The organism is Lewinellaceae bacterium (assembly GCA_020636135.1).
Classification (GTDB): Bacteria; Bacteroidota; Bacteroidia; order Chitinophagales; family Saprospiraceae; genus JAGQXC01.
The window spans coordinates 1,617,906-1,635,575 of the sequence record JACJYK010000001.1 but is presented as its reverse complement, the minus strand read 5'-3'; the positions used below and the strand labels follow the sequence as shown (position 1 = coordinate 1,635,575).

17 protein-coding genes are annotated in these 17,670 nt (G+C 47.6%); 10 read left to right on the top strand and 7 right to left on the bottom strand.

Annotated features, from left to right (window positions below):
• Positions 1 to 5 precede the first annotated feature (5 nt).
• Both fbaA and trxB read right to left on the bottom strand, forming a co-directional pair.
• Positions 6 to 1,079: a class II fructose-bisphosphate aldolase gene (gene fbaA / locus H6570_06180; GenBank protein MCB9318848.1), complete on the bottom strand. Its 1,074-nt coding sequence runs from the start codon at positions 1,077 to 1,079 to the stop codon at positions 6 to 8.
• 28 nt (positions 1,080 to 1,107) lie between these two features.
• Entirely contained in the window at positions 1,108 to 2,055 is a 948-nt protein-coding gene (gene trxB, locus H6570_06175; protein MCB9318847.1) for a thioredoxin-disulfide reductase, read from the bottom strand.
• Positions 2,056 to 2,197: 142 nt separating this feature from the next.
• Between trxB and H6570_06170 the strand changes: the two genes are divergently transcribed.
• Entirely contained in the window at positions 2,198 to 3,694 is a 1,497-nt protein-coding gene (locus H6570_06170) for a S8 family serine peptidase (protein MCB9318846.1), read from the top strand.
• On the opposite strand, the gene H6570_06165 is transcribed toward H6570_06170, so the two are convergent.
• Positions 3,675 to 4,244: a shikimate kinase gene (locus H6570_06165; protein MCB9318845.1), complete on the bottom strand. Its 570-nt coding sequence runs from the start codon at positions 4,242 to 4,244 to the stop codon at positions 3,675 to 3,677. The two genes, H6570_06170 and H6570_06165, sit on opposite strands and share 20 nt — an antisense overlap.
• A gap of 21 nt (positions 4,245 to 4,265) precedes the next feature.
• Between H6570_06165 and H6570_06160 the strand changes: the two genes are divergently transcribed.
• From H6570_06160 to H6570_06150, 3 genes are read left to right on the top strand one after another with little or no spacing between them, the layout of a single operon-like run.
• Positions 4,266 to 4,739, top strand: coding sequence for a DUF1573 domain-containing protein (locus tag H6570_06160; GenBank protein ID MCB9318844.1), 474 nt, complete (start codon positions 4,266 to 4,268; stop codon positions 4,737 to 4,739).
• Between the two features lie 6 nt (positions 4,740 to 4,745).
• The gene (gene yajC / locus H6570_06155; protein ID MCB9318843.1) at positions 4,746 to 5,093 is read left to right on the top strand and encodes a preprotein translocase subunit YajC; all 348 of its coding nucleotides are present in this window, start codon (positions 4,746 to 4,748) and stop codon (positions 5,091 to 5,093) included.
• Positions 5,062 to 6,015 (top strand): hypothetical protein, encoded by a 954-nt coding sequence (locus H6570_06150; GenBank protein ID MCB9318842.1) that lies wholly within the window; start codon positions 5,062 to 5,064, stop codon positions 6,013 to 6,015. The genes yajC and H6570_06150 overlap by 32 nt, the downstream gene beginning before the upstream one ends.
• 13 nt (positions 6,016 to 6,028) lie before the next feature.
• Here the strand turns inward: H6570_06150 and H6570_06145 are convergent, their stop codons facing one another.
• On the bottom strand, positions 6,029 to 7,288 hold the full coding sequence (locus H6570_06145) for a DUF1343 domain-containing protein (GenBank protein ID MCB9318841.1): 1,260 nt from the start codon (positions 7,286 to 7,288) through the stop codon (positions 6,029 to 6,031).
• Between H6570_06145 and H6570_06140 the strand changes: the two genes are divergently transcribed.
• Entirely contained in the window at positions 7,266 to 8,660 is a 1,395-nt protein-coding gene (locus H6570_06140; protein MCB9318840.1) for a GIY-YIG nuclease family protein, read from the top strand. The two genes, H6570_06145 and H6570_06140, sit on opposite strands and share 23 nt — an antisense overlap.
• A gap of 8 nt (positions 8,661 to 8,668) precedes the next feature.
• Here H6570_06140 and pyrF read toward each other — a convergent pair whose 3' ends face one another.
• From pyrF to H6570_06125, 3 genes are all read right to left on the bottom strand, one after another.
• Entirely contained in the window at positions 8,669 to 9,475 is an 807-nt protein-coding gene (gene pyrF / locus H6570_06135; protein MCB9318839.1) for an orotidine-5'-phosphate decarboxylase, read from the bottom strand.
• Positions 9,476 to 9,536: 61 nt separating this feature from the next.
• Positions 9,537 to 9,788 (bottom strand): NifU family protein, encoded by a 252-nt coding sequence (locus H6570_06130; protein MCB9318838.1) that lies wholly within the window; start codon positions 9,786 to 9,788, stop codon positions 9,537 to 9,539.
• 182 nt (positions 9,789 to 9,970) lie between these two features.
• On the bottom strand, positions 9,971 to 11,062 hold the full coding sequence (locus H6570_06125) for an Mrp/NBP35 family ATP-binding protein (GenBank protein MCB9318837.1): 1,092 nt from the start codon (positions 11,060 to 11,062) through the stop codon (positions 9,971 to 9,973).
• A 211-nt stretch (positions 11,063 to 11,273) separates the two neighbouring features.
• On the opposite strand from H6570_06125, the gene H6570_06120 reads away from it, so the two are divergent.
• From H6570_06120 to H6570_06100, 5 genes are all read left to right on the top strand, one after another.
• Positions 11,274 to 13,295, top strand: coding sequence for a bifunctional riboflavin kinase/FAD synthetase (locus H6570_06120; protein MCB9318836.1), 2,022 nt, complete (start codon positions 11,274 to 11,276; stop codon positions 13,293 to 13,295).
• Positions 13,279 to 13,998 carry an RluA family pseudouridine synthase gene (locus H6570_06115; GenBank protein MCB9318835.1) on the top strand — a complete coding sequence of 240 codons (720 nt, stop codon included), beginning with the start codon at positions 13,279 to 13,281 and terminating at the stop codon, positions 13,996 to 13,998. The genes H6570_06120 and H6570_06115 overlap by 17 nt, the downstream gene beginning before the upstream one ends.
• A gap of 116 nt (positions 13,999 to 14,114) precedes the next feature.
• Complete coding sequence (yidC, locus tag H6570_06110) at positions 14,115 to 15,971, top strand: membrane protein insertase YidC (protein MCB9318834.1); 1,857 nt, start codon at positions 14,115 to 14,117, stop codon at positions 15,969 to 15,971.
• Between the two features lie 6 nt (positions 15,972 to 15,977).
• On the top strand, positions 15,978 to 16,616 hold the full coding sequence (locus tag H6570_06105; protein MCB9318833.1) for an HAD family phosphatase: 639 nt from the start codon (positions 15,978 to 15,980) through the stop codon (positions 16,614 to 16,616).
• Positions 16,617 to 16,804: 188 nt separating this feature from the next.
• On the top strand, positions 16,805 to 17,524 hold the full coding sequence (locus tag H6570_06100; protein MCB9318832.1) for a hypothetical protein: 720 nt from the start codon (positions 16,805 to 16,807) through the stop codon (positions 17,522 to 17,524).
• Positions 17,525 to 17,670 lie beyond the last annotated feature (146 nt).

The following is a 17,670-nucleotide window of genomic DNA, read 5'->3' as shown; positions in this document are numbered from 1 at the left end:
AAGACCTATGCGTTGCGATTGATACAATTCAGGTCCTCAAAAGCCGTCTTCAACCGGTTTTTAAAGAAGGACTCTCCGGCGCGTAACCATACCCGCGGATCGTAATACTTCTTATTAGGTTTGTCGACACCTTCAGGATTACCCAACTGGCCCTGCAGATAATCTTCATTTTGCACATAATAATGACGAACACCATCCCAAAATGCCCACTGGAGGTCCGTATCAATATTCATCTTGATCGCTCCGTACGAGATGGCTTCCCGTATCTCTGCCTGAGAGGAACCAGATCCGCCATGAAAAACAAAATTGACCGGTTTGGGACCGGTGCCGTATTTCTTCTCAATGTAATCCTGCGAATTCTTGAGGATTACCGGTTTTAATTCCACATTCCCCGGCTTATACACCCCATGCACATTACCGAATGCAGCAGCAATGGTGAACCGGTCGCTGATTGCTTTCAGGTTTTCGTAAGCAAAGGCTACTTCTTCCGGCTGCGTGTACAATCTGGAATTGTCCACATCGGAATTATCCACGCCATCTTCTTCCCCACCGGTCACACCCAATTCGATCTCCAGGGTCATGCCGATAGGAGCCATGCGCTTGAAAAACTCAGAGCTGATTTCAATATTCTCAGCGATGGGTTCTTCTGAAAGATCCAGCATATGCGAGCTGTACAGGGGCGTTCCATGTTTATGGAAATGTTTCTCACCAGCTGTCACCAAACCATCAATCCATGGCAGTAATTTTTTCGCGCAATGGTCGGTATGGAGGATTACCGGGACGCCATAATGCTCCGCCAGCAGGTGAATGTGTTTAGCTCCGGATATGGCACCCAGTATAGACGCCTTCTGATCCGCATTGGAAAGTCCTTTACCGGCATAGAATGAAGCGCCTCCATTGGAAAACTGGATAATAACCGGAGAGTTCACTTCCTTTGCTGTCTCCATGACAGCATTTACGGTATTGGTCCCTGTCACATTGATGGCTGGAACGGCATAATGATTGGCTTTGGCATCGGCAAATACCTCGGACACCTCGTTGCCAAAGAGGACGCCAGCCCGAAATTTTCCACTAGACATATTGCTTAGATTAATCGATTAATTACTATCAAAGTTTACCCCGCTCGGTCAGATACCTTTCCGCATCAAGGGCTGCCATGCATCCGGTTCCGGCTGCGGTTACAGCTTGGCGGTAGGTTTTATCCTGAGCATCTCCGCTGGCAAATACACCGGGAATGTTGGTTCTTGTTGATTTACCCTGGGTCACCAGATATCTGGTTTCATCCATATCCAGCCATCCTTCGAAGATCTCCGTATTTGGTTTATGTCCGATGGCAATAAAAAATCCCTTTACCGGCAATTCAGTTTCAGCTTTGGTTTGGTTGTTGAAAACGACAACCGAATCCACCACCTCATCTACACCCTTGATTTCTTTCACTTCCGTATTCCAATGGACGACAATCTTCGGGTTATTTAATACCCGTTCCTGCATGATCTTGGAAGCCCTCATCTCATCCCGGCGTACCAATAGATGTACTTTCGGACACAATTTGGACAGATAAGAAGCTTCTTCAGCGGCTGTGTCTCCACCGCCAACAACAGCAACCTCCATATTTCTGAAGAAGAAACCATCGCAAACAGCACAAGCGGACACCCCTTTATTCATATAGGTCTGCTCGGAGGGGATGCCCAGCCATTTAGCACTGGCTCCGGTAGCAATGATCACACTTTCTGCATGAATCTCATTTCCACTATCGGTCCAGGCTTTATGAACTGGTCCGCTGAAGTCCACTTTAGAAATCAACTCATAACGGACCTCGGTACCAAAACGCTCGGCCTGTTTGCGTAAATCTTCCATCATCTCAGGTCCCAGGATCCCGTCCGGATAACCCGGATAGTTCTCCACGTCCGTTGTTATGGTCAGCTGGCCTCCCGGTTGCATTCCGGTATACAGGACAGGTGACATATTCGCTCTTGCCGCGTAGATGGCTGCAGTATATCCTGCCGGGCCAGAACCAATAATCAGGCAAAGCATTTTTTCAGGTGCGGTACTCATATTGTTTTATTGAAGGGTCAAAAATAATTGAAAATGAAACTTTATTCCTAGTAATATGAATTGAATCTATTAGTCGATGAATCAACCCGATTGATCCGAATGGATGGACATATCGCGTGATCATCGCGTAGATTAGGTTCCTATGGTAACATTATTTTGGATATTGTGTTTTGTGACGCTGTTCACATGGCGGATTACCCCACCCTATCGCCAGAGACATCATCAGATGCGGTACACATTTTTTGGATCCCTGATACTCTGGTTGATAGGATTGATGGGGCAATGGTTCGAATCGCCGGAATTATTTCACCCTGGCCGCACGATACTTCTGTTGTTATCATTGGGTATCGGTTCTCAGCTCTTCTATCTGTGGAGAAAGCTTCGCTACACCAAATGGCTGGTGCCAATTGGGATGTGTTTATTGGCGTGGGTCCTGCAAGACCGGAAATTACCGCGCCTGGATCCAAAAGGTGAACTTCTGGTTCAGATCAGCGATGACATGAATCCGGAAACCATCAAGAGCCGGCTGGGATTTAATCTGGCATCCATAACTCCTGCCTTTGAAGTTACAGACAGTGAAAGTCCTTTGGCACACTATTATAAAATCAACCTGCATTACCTCCCCTGGCAGAGCACTCACTCCTTACAGCACCGTTTGCAGCGTATTTCCGGTGTACAATGGATCGACCAAAACGAATATTATGCCTTTTTCAAGCCAATGACCGGCCACTCAGAGATCCAGCCATCCATGCAATGGTCCAACGATCCACTCCTCGCCAGACAATGGCATTTGGATCAGCAACAGATCGGAGATCTACAGGCTTCTTTGCAATCCGCACATCCCGGGAAATCGGCCAGACTATTCATCCTGGACACCGGAGTGGACAGTAAACACGAAGACCTTAGCCCCAATTATACCTCCTGGCGCAAGGAAGATGAGTCGGATGACCAGGGCCATGGTACGCATTGTGCCGGCGTTGCAGCTGCGGTAACCAATAACCAAACCGGTGGGGCTTCGATGGATCCGGGACCATCATTTTTTACGGTCACCAGTATTAAGGTGCTTAACTTTTTTGGCGGGGGAACTCAACAAACCATTATTCAGGGGATGATTGACGCTGCCAATCAGGGAGCAGACGTTATCTCCATGTCACTGGGAGGACGCAGTTCAGATGAAAAACAGCGTCTTTACGAGGAAGCTGTAAAATATGCCAATAAAAAAGGAACCATAGTAGTGGTTGCCGCCGGGAATGACGGCGGTTCGGCGACCCTGGTGACTCCTGCCAATGTTCCGGGAGTTATAACGGTAACCGCAATCCAGTCGGACCTGACCAAACCCGCATTCGCCAACACCCTGGAAGGCATTCAATTCGGCCTGGCAGCTCCCGGTGTTGATATACTGGCGCCCATCCCTAAAAATAAGTATGCAAACTACAGTGGGACCTCTATGGCAACACCACAGGTAGCCGGTGTGATCGCATTGATGAAAAGCCTGGAACCTGACCTGACGACCAAAGATGCCTTTGAATTGCTGCAGGAGACCGGATTGAGTACACCCCAGTCGACCAAAAATGGAACATTGATCCAACCCAATAAAGCTATTGCATCATTAATGGCTACTATTCCTGCGGTTCAGTAGTCCGGAGTGGAAGGCCATTTTGATGGATGATGGAAGCCACCTTATCCAGTAAATCCTGAGATTCATAACCTTCCAGAATGTATTGTGCCTGCCGGTAAAAGGGTTCTCTTTCCTCCAGGGTTTCTGCAATAAATGTGATGACCTCGGCTTCGCTTTTCCCTGCCAACAGAGGCCGGTGGCCAATACCTGGCAACACGTATTTCAGGATATCCTCAGCCTTGCGTCGTAAATAAATGGTGATTGCTTTGGCATTCATGAGATCCATATTCCCCAGATAGCAGGGGGCACCACCGCCGGAAGAAATCAGATCATATTCTCTGGTGCGTAGTAATTCATTCAGGCAATTATGCTCCAGAATACGAAAAGCATCATGGCCGTCATCGGCGAAAATTTCAGAGATGGACTTTCCGGCCTTTGCCTCGATGACATCATCCAGATCAACCCAATGTAAATTCATGGCAGCACCCAATCGTTTGCAAACGTAACTTTTGCCACTGCCCATGTACCCGATGAGGATATATGGTTTCTTCTCCACGCTCAAATGTGTCATGATTTCCAATACCTTTGCAGCATGCGGCGTAAGTTACATATTCCTTTATGGATTGCGATGTTTGCATTTTCCTGTCAATCCGGGCCGGAACCAGGCTTTCAGTCGAACTATACCGGAATCCTGGCTACCATTGGGATCCCGCAAGATGAGCAGGGACGGATCCTGGCAGACCAAATGGCAAATATCCGGTTTGCCACAGATACCATTGACATTGACACCATTCGTGAGGGCACCCGTTTGACAATACCAGTGGATTTTACCAACACCGGGGTCCAGCCCCTGGTTATTTCCGATGTACGGTCTCACTGCGGCTGTACCGGGGTTGAGTGGCCAAAAGAACCGATCGCGTCCGGAGGACACGGTTCCCTGCAACTGGTATTCAACTCGGAAGGGCAGCGTTATTCTCAAAATAAAACTATTTTTGTGACGATAAACGGCATTCCGAACATTAGGAATATTTTCCTGATAGGATACGTAGAACCAAGTCAACAATAACCATATATGAATCCAATCTTAGCTATTTTACTTCAGGCGGCCGGTAGCCCAAGCATTATCGGAAGCCTGTTTCCACTTCTCCTTATTTTTGTTGTTCTGTATTTCTTTATGATCCGGCCTCAGGCCAAAAAGCAGAAAGAACAGAATAAATTCATCGGCGGTCTTGAAAAAGGCAGCGAGGTGGTGACCAATGCCGGCATCATCGGGCGTATCAACAAAATAGAAGGAGAGGTCATAACCTTACAGATTGATCAGAAGACCTTTATCCGTATCCTTAAAGTGGCTTTATCCAAAGAAATGACTGACAGTTACCTCAGCCGTCATGCCTCAAAAGAAGAGTCTAGTCCGGAGTGATTTCTGGCGTTCAGACCGATTTATATTCATCCTTTTTGTAGCCATTGCACTGTTATGGTGGCTATTGATCAGTTTAAATCGTACAGCGGAAAAAACGGTCGAATTACCCATTGAATATCAGGTGCCGGTTGGTTTCCTGAGTGATCAGTCCAATCCAGCTCATATCCAGGTTACCATCCGCGGTGAGGGCTGGGATCTGGTCCGTAATGTCCACCGTTTGTTACCCGCATCATTAGCGGTGACCCTTAAATCTGTAGAAAATCAATTCCTGACCAAGGCGGACCTGGCTTACATGCTGAACAATCAATTCAACCCAGGTTCCACCGGAATTCATTTTGACATTTTGGATGAAGGCATCCGTGTCTTTCTTGTGCCCGCATCAACCAGACTTATTCCACTTTCTCTACCCAAAGCATTGCATGTTCCTGCCACCACACAACTTGCCGGCAAGCTGCAATTGGACCCGGACAGCATTGTGATCTCCGGTCCGGTATCCATCCTGGACACCATCCGTAGTTGGCCATTGCAGCTTGAAGAAGCGATCAGTCAACCCGGACCTTTCCTGCTGACCGGGAAGCCTTACAGCTCCAATTATGCGAACGTTTCTGTTCAGCCTATCCAGGTCACTGTCCGGGGCCGTACCGATGTTTTTACCGAGAAAAAACTTAAGGTCCCGATTGCGACCTTTTTTCAGGATTCAACAGACCAATTACTGGTTCAGCCTAAAGAGATTGAAGTCTGGTGCCGGGTAGCTTCCTACTTTTACAATGATCTTACCGCAAAACAATTACAGGTTCGCCTGATACCGGAACCCAACTCACCAAGAGTGGGCCTGGAGATCAAGTCTGGCAGTGATGCTTATAAAGTGCTTTATTTCTACCCCAAATTCGTGTACAGATATCATTTAATCGACCGCACCTAACCTGAAATTCTCTTTATTCAAAATCCGTGTACAGCAGGTATTTTTTACGGATCTGCTTAAAATGTTCCAGGTCATTGGCCCAGGATGCACGTATCGCATCATAAGTCATACCAGACTCGATCTGCTTGCGCAGGACATCCGTTCCGGCCAGCCGGTCAAATGATTTTTCGATGAAAAAGGAATGGTCTTTCAATTGGGTATAGGCATCCACAAGATAGGACAGGTCGACTTTTCTCCACCGGCGGATATCATCTTCATTCATGGTGGTGAAATCGATGCCGTGACATAACTCACCTTCCAGTTTTGGATTATGAGCCCCTGGTTTCGGTTCCGGGGTAAAAGAGAAACTGCCTTTGAAATCCGGATTTCCAAGTACCTGAAACTGTTTATCCGTACCCCGGCCAATACTCATAATCGTCCCCTCAAACAAGCATAACGTGGGATACAACAAAACCGCTCTCAGATTGGGCAAATTAGGGGATGGCTTGACCGGCAGAACGTATTTGGTCTGATGGTCATACTGGAGGCATGGAATCACAGTCAGTTCGCAATGAACACCATTCTTTAACCAACCTTCACCATTGATCATCTGTGCGTATTCTCCAATGGTCATGCCATGGACGATCGGCACCGGATGCATTCCTACAAAGGAATGGTATGCCGTATCCAGGATATTGCCGTCAACGTAGTGCCCATTTGGGTCCGGTCGGTCCAGGACAATCACTGGCTTCCCGGTTTCCGCTGCCGTCTCCATCACATAATGCAAGGTCCCTACGTAGGTATAAAACCGAACACCCACGTCCTGGATATCGAAGATCAGGATATCTACCGGATCAAAATCCTCCGCAGAGGGTTTCCGCTTATCGCCATAGAGGGATACAATCGGAATACCTGTCCGTTCGTCCTTGCCGCTGGCTATATGATCACCGGCGTCTGCATCGCCCCGAAATCCATGTTCAGGCGTATAAATGGCAGAAACCTGGACATCAAGCTCCAAAAGGGTATCCAGCAGATGTTTACCCATAACCAGTGAAGACTGATTGACCACCAGGCCCACCTTTTTATCTTTCAACAGAGGCAGATACATACGAATACGCTCAGCGCCAGTGATCACTCCTTCAAAGTGATCGGAAAGAAAATCCTCTTGAACTACTTCCTGGGTGGCGCCGTTAGCCTGATTGCAGGAGGTGTTCATATAATAAATCATTGTAATAATTGCGAGCAACCAGGAATACCGTATCTTCAAATTCATGTCTAAAAAGTTTGCGGTCATTGATATCGAGACGACCGGTGGATTGGTTAAGCGGGACCGAATCATCGAAATTGCTATCGTCCTGATGGAGGACGACCAAATCACCGATCATTACAGCACACTCATCAATCCAGGCCGTTCCATCCCGTATAACATAACACAAATAACGGGAATCAATGATGAAATGGTGGCTGGCGCACCCTATTTTTTTGAAGTTGCCCGGGATATCGTGGAATGGACAGAAGGTCATGTATTTGTCGCCCAGAATGTGCGCTTCGATTATGGCTTTATCCGGCGGGAGTTTGAACAACTGGGTTACACATACACCAGGAGACAATTGTGCACTGCCCGGTTATCGCGACGTCTTATTCCCGAACTGAAACATTACGGGCTAGACAAATTGACCAGTCATTTTGGCATTGAAATCAAAAACCGTCATCGGGCATTTGGTGACGCCTATGCAACGGCTGAATTGCTTAGCCGCCTGTTGCAAATGCAGGAAAGTGGAAAGAAAATCCTTCAACTGGTTAACCAGGGCATCAGGGAGTCCAAACTGCCGCCGGGTATTACCCTGGATCGCCTGCATGAATTACCAGAAGCCTGCGGGGTTTACTACCTCCACGACAGCGATGGGGAACTCGTCTATATAGGTAAAAGCATCAACATCCAGAAAAGGCTCTTTGAGCACTTTGCAGAGATTAGCAATAAGGGAACCCAGATGGAGCAGTATGTGCGGGATTTCACATACACCATCACGGGTAGTGAACTGATCGCTCTGATCCTGGAATCCAATGAAATAAAAGCGCATAATCCCATCATCAACCGGGCTCAACGTTCAAAGCCTAAAAATTTTACAGTGAACACATCTACCGATGATCTAGGCTACCAACACATCGGTATCCGAAAATTGAAGGAAGGTGAGGAGGGATCATTCAGTAAATATTTTACCGTAAGGCAGCATGGCACGCAATTTTTGAAACATTTGGCAGATGGTTATCAGTTGTGCTATTCCAAACTGGGACTTGAGAAAGGTACAGGACCTTGTTTCGCCTATAACATTGGAAAATGCCTGGGAGCCTGCATCGGTGAAGAAACCCCGGAAACCTACAACCTTCGCGTTGAGCATGCGCTTGAGGAACTCTTCGTGCCGCTTACCGGTCATTTTTTACTTACTGACCCGGGCCGCACCAGCGATGAATATAGTTTCATCTATGTGCGTAATGGAAATATCATTGGATATGGCTGGCGCGATAAGGCATATCCGCTCGATCTTGAAGAGGTTTTGGATGATATGACACCTGTTACATCCCGACCGGAGCTACAATCCTTCCTGGCGCATTATCTCGATAAACGCAAATATGAAAAGAAGATCGAACTGCCCGATCTGGGCTAACCCCATTTTTACTTAATGTAAGGAGCCATCATCTGTTGAAGGCGCAATGCTTCCCGGCGTGCGGCCGGTATGGCATCTTCTCCTTCACCGGCAAACAGGATTCCCCGCGATGAATTGACCAATACCCCACCGGTCGCGGTTATACCATGCTGCATTACCTCATCAAGATCCCCTCCCTGAGCGCCGACTCCAGGTACCAGCAAAAAGTGATCAGGGACGAATTTTCTTACCGTTTCCAGCACTTCCGGATGTGTCGCACCGACCACATACATGATCTGGGAATCGGTCCCCCATTTGGAAGTGGTGTTCAGCACCTCTTCGAACAAACGCATCCCGGATTTCAGCTCCTGAAACTGAAAATTCCTGCTGCCTTCATTGGATGTGACAGCCAGAATGATGATCCATTTTCCATGGAATTCCAAAAATGGTTTGACCGAATCAATACCCATGTAGGGAGCAACGGTAATGGCATCAAACTTTAACTGGTCAAAAAATGCCTTGGCGTACATGGTTGACGTGTTTCCAATATCACCGCGTTTTGCATCCGCGATCTTCAGGCAATGATCCGGAATGTCCAGGAGGGTCTCCTCCATGGCATCCCAGCCTTTCGCACCTCTGGTTTCATAAAATGCCGTATTGAGCTTATAGGCTACCGCGATATCCTTGGTTGCTTCAATGATGGCTTTATTAAATTCAATTTGCGGATGGGTGGTCAGGGTATAATATTCTGGCATTTTGGACTCGTCCGAATCCAGGCCAACGCACAGCATGGAAGACTTAAGTTTGATTTGCTTCCAAAGAGCGACTTTATCCATAAGATTCCGGTTATTTCAAAGCGGATGAAGCAACGATGTCTGTGGAGAATGGGAAAGCTGATCAATTGTTAACCGGTTCTATCCGGTTGATCTTTGGAACGATTTTGCGAACACTCTCTTCGATTCCGGCCCGCAAAGTAAACATGGACATGGAACAATTTTCACAATTTCCCAGCCATTTAATTCTAAGTACATACTCTTCGGTGAGGTCCACCACTTCCACGTCCCCGCCATCAACAGCAAGGTGTGGCCGGATATCATCCAGGGCAACTTCTACCTGACTGAGCAACTGTACTTTTTCCTGTTCAGACATCTGATTTCTTCTGCCTCAAAAATACGAAATAACTTTAACCCAATTCATGCATCCGGAGAAATATTACCATCAATGACATGTAAATCAAATATATATGCATGCGTCAAATAGAACTGCATCCATCCTGGCACTCAAGCCGGGCAGAATGGGGATGGAGAAGGTTTACGTTAATCTCCTTCACACTATCCGGTGGTGATACGAACGACCTCCGTAGGTTTCAGGGTGTCGTTTCTAACCTGCAGCTGTTTGATGGTCTCTTCAGCCAGGTGCTTGAATGGTTCGTACAGGAGCGGATCGCCTTGGAGCGCTGCCGGCTTTCCGCGGTCAGACAACTCCTGCACGGCCTGGATCAGAGGCACTTGTCCCAACAATGTAGATTGGGTATAATGTGCCAATCGTTCGCCACCGCCCTTACCGAACAAATAATATTTCTTATCCGGCATTTCTTCGGGCGTAAACCAGGACATGTTTTCTACGACGCCGATTATAGGTACGGCCACATTTTCCATCATGAACATGCTGGCGGCTTTAATCGCATCGGCAACGGCTACCTGTTGAGGGGTGGTTACCATAATCGCTCCGGTCACCGGAATGGATTGGACCAGGGTTAGCTGGATATCTCCGGTACCTGGTGGCAGATCGACAACCAGTATATCCAATTGTGGCCAGAGGCAATCGGTGATGAATTGTTTGATGATACCTCCCAATCGCGGGCCACGCAAAACAACTGCCTGCTCCGGTTCTACGATGAAACCCATGCTGATAACGGGAATTCCGTAAGCCTCCAGGGGGATTAATTTATGAGCTCCCTGGATCACTTCGACCTTGGGTTTGGCATGCGTTAGGTCAAGCATTGTAGGTATCGAAGGGCCATACAGATCCGCATCCAGTATGCCTACCTTCCAGCCGGCTTTGTGCAACGCCAGCGCCAGATTGACTGAGATCGTTGATTTTCCTACCCCACCCTTTCCACTGGCAACTGCCACAATGTTCTTTACATGGGGTAATGGAGAACTGGCAGTACTCCCTGCGGCGGCTACTTCCATATGGATGTGGACCTGATAGTCAGGAAATTGTTTCTCAATTGCTCCTTGCACCGCCTGATAGAGTGATTCTTTATAGGTGGCCTGCAAGGAAGGAAGCACCATAGTGCACTGGACATATTGACCCCGGATGTTAACATCCTTGATACGGCCACTGGTGATCAAATCCTGTCCCGTCTCCGGATCCCTCAGGTTGCTTAGTACCTTTTTTATATCTGCTACTTCAATCATGATTCAGCCTTTTACTGCCATAAGAATACTAAAAAGGCCATTTTGTTTTCATTTTAAGACAAAGATTGAACGGTAAAATGGAAAATATTCAGAACGCTCCGGGTTACACCATCGTGCCGCCCGGAAAGCATATCAGTCAGGATAAAGTACTACCGGCATTGAAATATGCTGATCAGAATGATATTTTTGTGACCGAATCAGGCTTAGCATTATGAAAATATACCGGGACCTTGCGTCCCTACCTGCTCTGAACAACACAGTTATCACGATCGGATCGTTTGACGGGGTCCATCGTGGTCACCAGCGCCTGATCCGTCAAGTCAAGCGATTAGCAAAAGCCATCGGAGGCGAAAGTGTCATCATAACCTTTCATCCGCACCCTCGCAAAATCGTATATCCTCAGGATAAGGAACTGGAAATCCTGACAACACTTGAGGAGAAGATTTTACTGATCGAGCAGTTTGGAATTGATCATCTGGTGATCATCCCATTTACGGTAGAATTTTCCCAGCTCCATCCGCGCGAATACATTGAGAAATTCCTGCTGGGAACTTTCCATCCCCGCTACATCGTCATCGGATACGATCACCGCTTTGGATTAAATCGTGAGGGCAATATCACCCTGCTTAAGGAGTACGAAGAAGAGGGAAAATGTGAAATAATCGAAATTGACAAACAAGCGGTCGAAGAAATTGTCATTAGCTCCACCAAGATCAGGAATGCACTGAATAATGGCCAGGTAGAACTGGCTAACCGCCTGCTACACCATCATTATTTGTTAAGTGGCACCATAGTTCACGGTGAAAAAATTGGTACTACCATAGGCTATCCCACAGCCAATATCCAGCTAAACGAGCGAGAAAAATTAATCCCTTGCGACGGTGTCTATGCCGCTACGGTTACGGTCGATGAAATGACCTACGACGCCATGCTCTATATCGGCCGGCGTCCTGTATTAAAAGATCAGAGCAAAAGGGTCATAGAAGCCCATCTATTTGATTTCAACGAAGTCATTTATGGTTTGCCGATCCGTGTCGAGGTGATCAAGCACATTCGTGATGAGATGAGCTTTGATCAGATCGATGACCTGAAGATCCAGCTCATGGAAGACGAGATAGAGACCAGGAAATTTCTGGCTGGTTATGTATCTCCCTACCGTGCTATTCACCAGGATCAGACGGCGGTGGTCATTCTAAACTACAATGGACTGCAACATCTCCAGGAGTTTTTACCTTCGGTAGTCAGTCATACCGCTTCTCACATCCCGATTTACATCATCGACAATTGCTCTTCGGATGGGTCTCTGGACTGGGTGCAAAAAAAGTACCCCTATCTCCAGGTCATTAAGCTGAACAGGAATTACGGGTTCGCGGAAGGGTACAATCGTGGATTAGCCCAGGTGGATGCCAGGTACTACATCCTTCTGAACAGTGATGTTGAAGTATCCCCGTACTGGGCAACAAAACTGGTTGAAGTAATGGAGAACGAATCCAATGTGGTGGCTGTTCAGCCAAAAATATTGTCTTACCGCAACAAAAACGAGTTTGAATATGCAGGAGGTGCCGGTGGCTGGATGGATGCAACCTGCTATCCGTTTTGTATGGGCCGTTTCCTGAATGAGATCGAGCGTGATGACCAGCAATACGACACACCCACAGAATTAGCCTGGGCCAGTGGTGCCGCAATGGCCATTCGGGCAGACATTTATCACAGCCTGGGAGGATTTGATGAGGAATATTTCGCTCATCACGAAGAGATTGACCTGTGCTGGCGGATCCGCAGGGCAGGATTCAGGATCCTCAGTGCTCCTACTGTGCCGGTCTATCATCTGGGTGGTGGTACACTAGGGTATCAGTCCCCCAGAAAAGTATACCTTAATTTCCGCAATAACCTGTGTACCTATTTTAAAAATAAACCCTGGTATCAGCTCCTCTGGATATTCCCTGTCCGGGTTATCCTGGATTTAGCTGCCGCCGCACACTATCTTACCAAAAAACGGTTTGATTTTGCCTTTCAGGTAGTGCATGCCTACGGATCATTTATCGTTCGGTTTCCCAAATGGCTGGAAAAACGAAAAGTTTACAACCGTAAGATCAATCAATTCCGGCCTAATAAACCAACTGCAGGCTTCTATCGCGGATCGATCATCTGGGATTATTACGTGCGGGGGTTGAGGACTTTTTCACAAATCAATGCACAGAACACGACTTCGTTAAATGAAGAACGAGCCTGAAATCCTATACGAAGATGCGCACCTGGTCGTCCTCCATAAACCAGCCGGATTATTAAGTGTGCCGGACCGTCTGGATGCTGATTTACCCAGCGTGCGGAGCTGGGGAATGCGAAAGTATTCGGATTTCATGATCGTGCACCGGCTGGACAAGGATACTTCGGGAGTCATGGTTGCTGCCAGGAGTGCAGACGTACACAGCTTCCTCAATGAGGCATTTTCCAGCCGCAACGTCACTAAGACTTATTTCGCGCTGGTTCACGGTGTCCCTCAGGCTGATCAATTGACCATTGATCAACCTATCCGCTCCACGGCACACGGTGCCTTGATGGCTATTGACCCCAGGGGGAAAACCGCCACAACCCATGTGGAGGTGATTCACAAATACCGTGGGTATACCTGGGTGAAGCTACTGCCGGAGACCGGCCGGACGCATCAGCTCCGGGTGCATCTGGCATATCTGGGAAACCCAATTGTTGCCGATGAATTATATGGAGATGGCAAAGGATTTTTTGTTTCTGCCATCAAGCGCAAATTTAATATGCCTCAGGATCAGGAAGAAAGGCCACTGCTCGGCAGGCTGGCTTTGCACGCTTACTCACTACAAATTCCACATCCGGCAGACGGAATCATTATGGAGTTCACTGCAGAATTACCCAAGGATTTAAGAGCTACACTTCAGCAACTTGACAAGTGGGCAAGCTAGGGCCTCCATTCCGCCGATCGATTATCCATGTAAATTCATCTAAAGCCTGGAGAGCAGACACCGTTTAAAATAATCAAAATTGTACCTTTGCCACACGTTTAGAAAAAGTAGACTTAATGGATCGGAATAACGCCGTTGGGCTCATCATTATATTATTCATCCTACTGGGGTGGAGTTATTGGATGAGTAAGCAGAATCTGGAGCGCGCGGCTGCACAGAAAAAGATACAGGACTCAATAGCCCTGACAATTCCGGCAGAAACTCCCGTACAGGATACGACCACTTCCGTCTCGACTGTCATTGCCGACTCATTAAGGATGGCACAGGACCAAGCGTTGTATGGCAGCCTGGCAGACTACCTGCACGGAACGGAAGAAATGGTAACTCTGGAAAACAACCTGATAAAAATTGATTTCAGTACAAAAGGCGGCTTCATCAGAAAAGCCCAGCTGAAAGATTATCAGCGGGAATATGAGGACGAAAATCATAAGCGGCAAAGCGGTCCACTTTTTCTACTGGATAACCCGCAGAATAAATTTGGCTATTCCATTCCCTGGGGCAATACTTCCAACGGAAAGATCGTAACCAATGATTTTTACTTCCGTTATGACCGGGAAGGCGATGCCCTGGTCTTCCGGTTGCCTTTGGCAGAGGGAGCCTATTTTGAACAGCGTTATACCTTACAACCAGACTCTTACATCCTGGACTATTCCGTCAAACTGGTTGGATTACCCGGAAGTACCGGAACACAACAGATACAGTTGGACTGGGAAAACTATCTGGATAAAATTGAGATCAACGATTCGTTTGAGCGGTTCTATTCCACCAATTATTTCAAGGAGGTGGATGATGATCCCGACTATTGCTCCTGCCGGTCCAATGATACCAAGACATTCGAGAACAAGCCTTTAAAATGGGTCTCGAATTCCAATCAGTTCTTCAACACCTCGATCATTGCAGGAACCTCATTCCCCGACGCTGTATTATCCACCGAAATGCTGGACAAGGAGGCATCGGCCTTAAAGAAACTCACCACCCAGCTTTCCCTACCGCTGCAGGGTAGCGATGCCTTCCAGATGAAAATGTATGTCGGTCCCAATGAATTCAAGCGTCTGCGGGCCATGGGCTATCAGATGGAGGATATCATTCCATTTGGCCGCTCGGTATTTGGTACCATCAACCGGTGGGTTTTTCGCCCCTTGTTCGGATGGCTGCTCAAATACATCGGAAGTGCGGGTATCGTGATTCTCATCCTGACGTTGCTGGTAAAGGCAGCATTATTCCCACTGACTTATCAGAGTTTGCATTCGCAGATCAAGATGAGTGCCTTAAAGCCCTACATCGCCTCACTGAAGGATAAATTCAAAGACGACCAGCAGGCACAGCAAATGGAGACCATGAAACTCTATCGCGAGTTTGGGGTCAATCCTCTCGGAGGCTGCCTTCCGATGGTTTTGCAAATGCCCGTGTGGTTTGCATTGTACCGCTTCTTTCCGGCATCCATCGAATTCCGGCAAGAGAGCTTCCTGTGGGCGCATGACCTGTCGTCATACGATGTTTTCTTCCGTTTGCCTGTTGAATTGCCAGTTGTTGGGGCACACATCAGTCTCTTTACCATCTTATGGGCAGGAAGTACATTGGCCTATACCTACTACAACAGTAAGATGATGGACATGTCCAATGTCAATCCGGCCATGAAGTATGTCCAGTACCTGATGCCCCTGATGTTCACCGTCTACTTCAACAACTACGCTTCGGGACTTACGTGTTACCTCCTGTTCAGTAACCTGCTGAACATCGGTCAGACCCTGGGTGCGAAACGATTCTTGTTTGATGAATCGAAGATCCTGGAGAAACTGGAGGCAAATAAGAAGAAGCCTAAGAAAAAATCCGGATTTCAGGCCCGGCTGGAAGATGCATTGAAAGAGCAACAGCGGCAAGCTGCACAGAAACAATCGGGGAAAAAGAAATAACGCAGCATGGCTTGGCAAGGTATCGTTTTTGATTTGGATGGCACCCTGGTAGATACCGAACCTCTCCACCGTGACGCCTGGTTGGACACCCTGTCGACCTACAAATTACACTACGATGAAGACTGGTTCAGCCAGTGGATTGGTCAGTCGGACCGCACGCTGGCATCCTGGGTGGTCGAACACGTCCTTAGGGATACTGAAGATGAGGCATTACTCGAATCCAAACGCAAAAAATATCACCGGCTGGCCAGCGAATACACACCTCTTTTTCGTGGTGTGGGTGAAGCTCTACCTATCCTTGCCAACAAATACGCCCTGGCAATTGCGACCAACAGTTCTGATGAGGATGCCGAAGCCGTTTTCCTGAGTACCCGCATCCAGCCCTATTTCAAAGCCATTGTTACCAGTAACAAGGTAGCACAAATGAAGCCAGCTCCTGATGCCTATCTTCAGGCCGCCACCTTGCTGCAAATCGAGCCCAAAAAGTTAATTGCTATCGAGGACTCCCCGGCGGGTATCACTGCTGCCCGTCTGGCGGGTTTATTCACGCTCGGAGTCACCAATTCCCATCCAGAAGCAAAATTGCGAGAAGCTGATAAGATCTTCCCGACTACACAGGACGCCCTGATGTGGATCACCCGCTAATCCTACTAACCTACGCCCTCAACCTTTAGTCCGGAGTGGACTCAACCTTTTCCCATTTCCCATTTCCCTTTTCCCTTTTCCCATTTCCCTTTTCCCTTAACCTCCATTTAACGAATACCCCGGTACCATTAACAATTCCTTGCCATTCTTAGTGAAAATGCATTATTCACCTCCTAAAATGCAAGGTTATGAAAACGCGATTTAAAACATCAATGGGGTTGATCGGATTATTGCTGCTACTGGCAGGGATGACCTTTGCTGCAGATGCAACGATATCCGGGATTTGGACCGATCAAACCGGTCATATGCAATTGGAAATACGACAGACTTCCCGTGGACTGGATGCAAGGGCTTCGGATGAAAACTACTGGGTTAATTACAGTCGCATAAGTGCCGATTATTTCCGTTCGGCAAATGGTCAGGCACGACTGCGCTTTGTAGGCGATCAATTGCAATATACCCCCCGGGACGGACAAAAGACATGGATACTTTACACGAATAACAATCGCCGGGACAATGGTTATGATCCTGGTTACGGTTCCTATGGCAGGGACAGGAATGATCAGAACCGGCATGATCAGGAATGGAACGACCGGGACTGGGACCGTTTTGACTTCCGTTCCATGGAAGGAACCTGGTACAACCAAAGCACGGGTATTCGCATCGAAATCAAAGAAACGAGGCGCAATCTGAGGGTACGATTCAACCGGGATAGCTGGTCCGACCTGCGTCGTTACAGGAATGGGATGTTTATCGATGAGGATGGTAATCAGATCCGACTTAGCGACCACGGTTTGCTTGAATACCAGTCCGTAAACGGAGACCTCACTATGGTCTTCACCAACCGTCCCGGATCAGGATACAACAATCGCATCTTTCGTGGACACACCGATTTTGACCGGTTCTAGTCCCGAAAAAGTATAAGGAAATTGCATTCATCATGGTGTAATAGTTTGGTTTAGTAGGATGAACATGTGCCGGCCCAACCGTGGGCTGGCATATGTATTTTATAGCTTGCCCTGAATCATTTTTGGATTGGCATTGAAAGATTTAT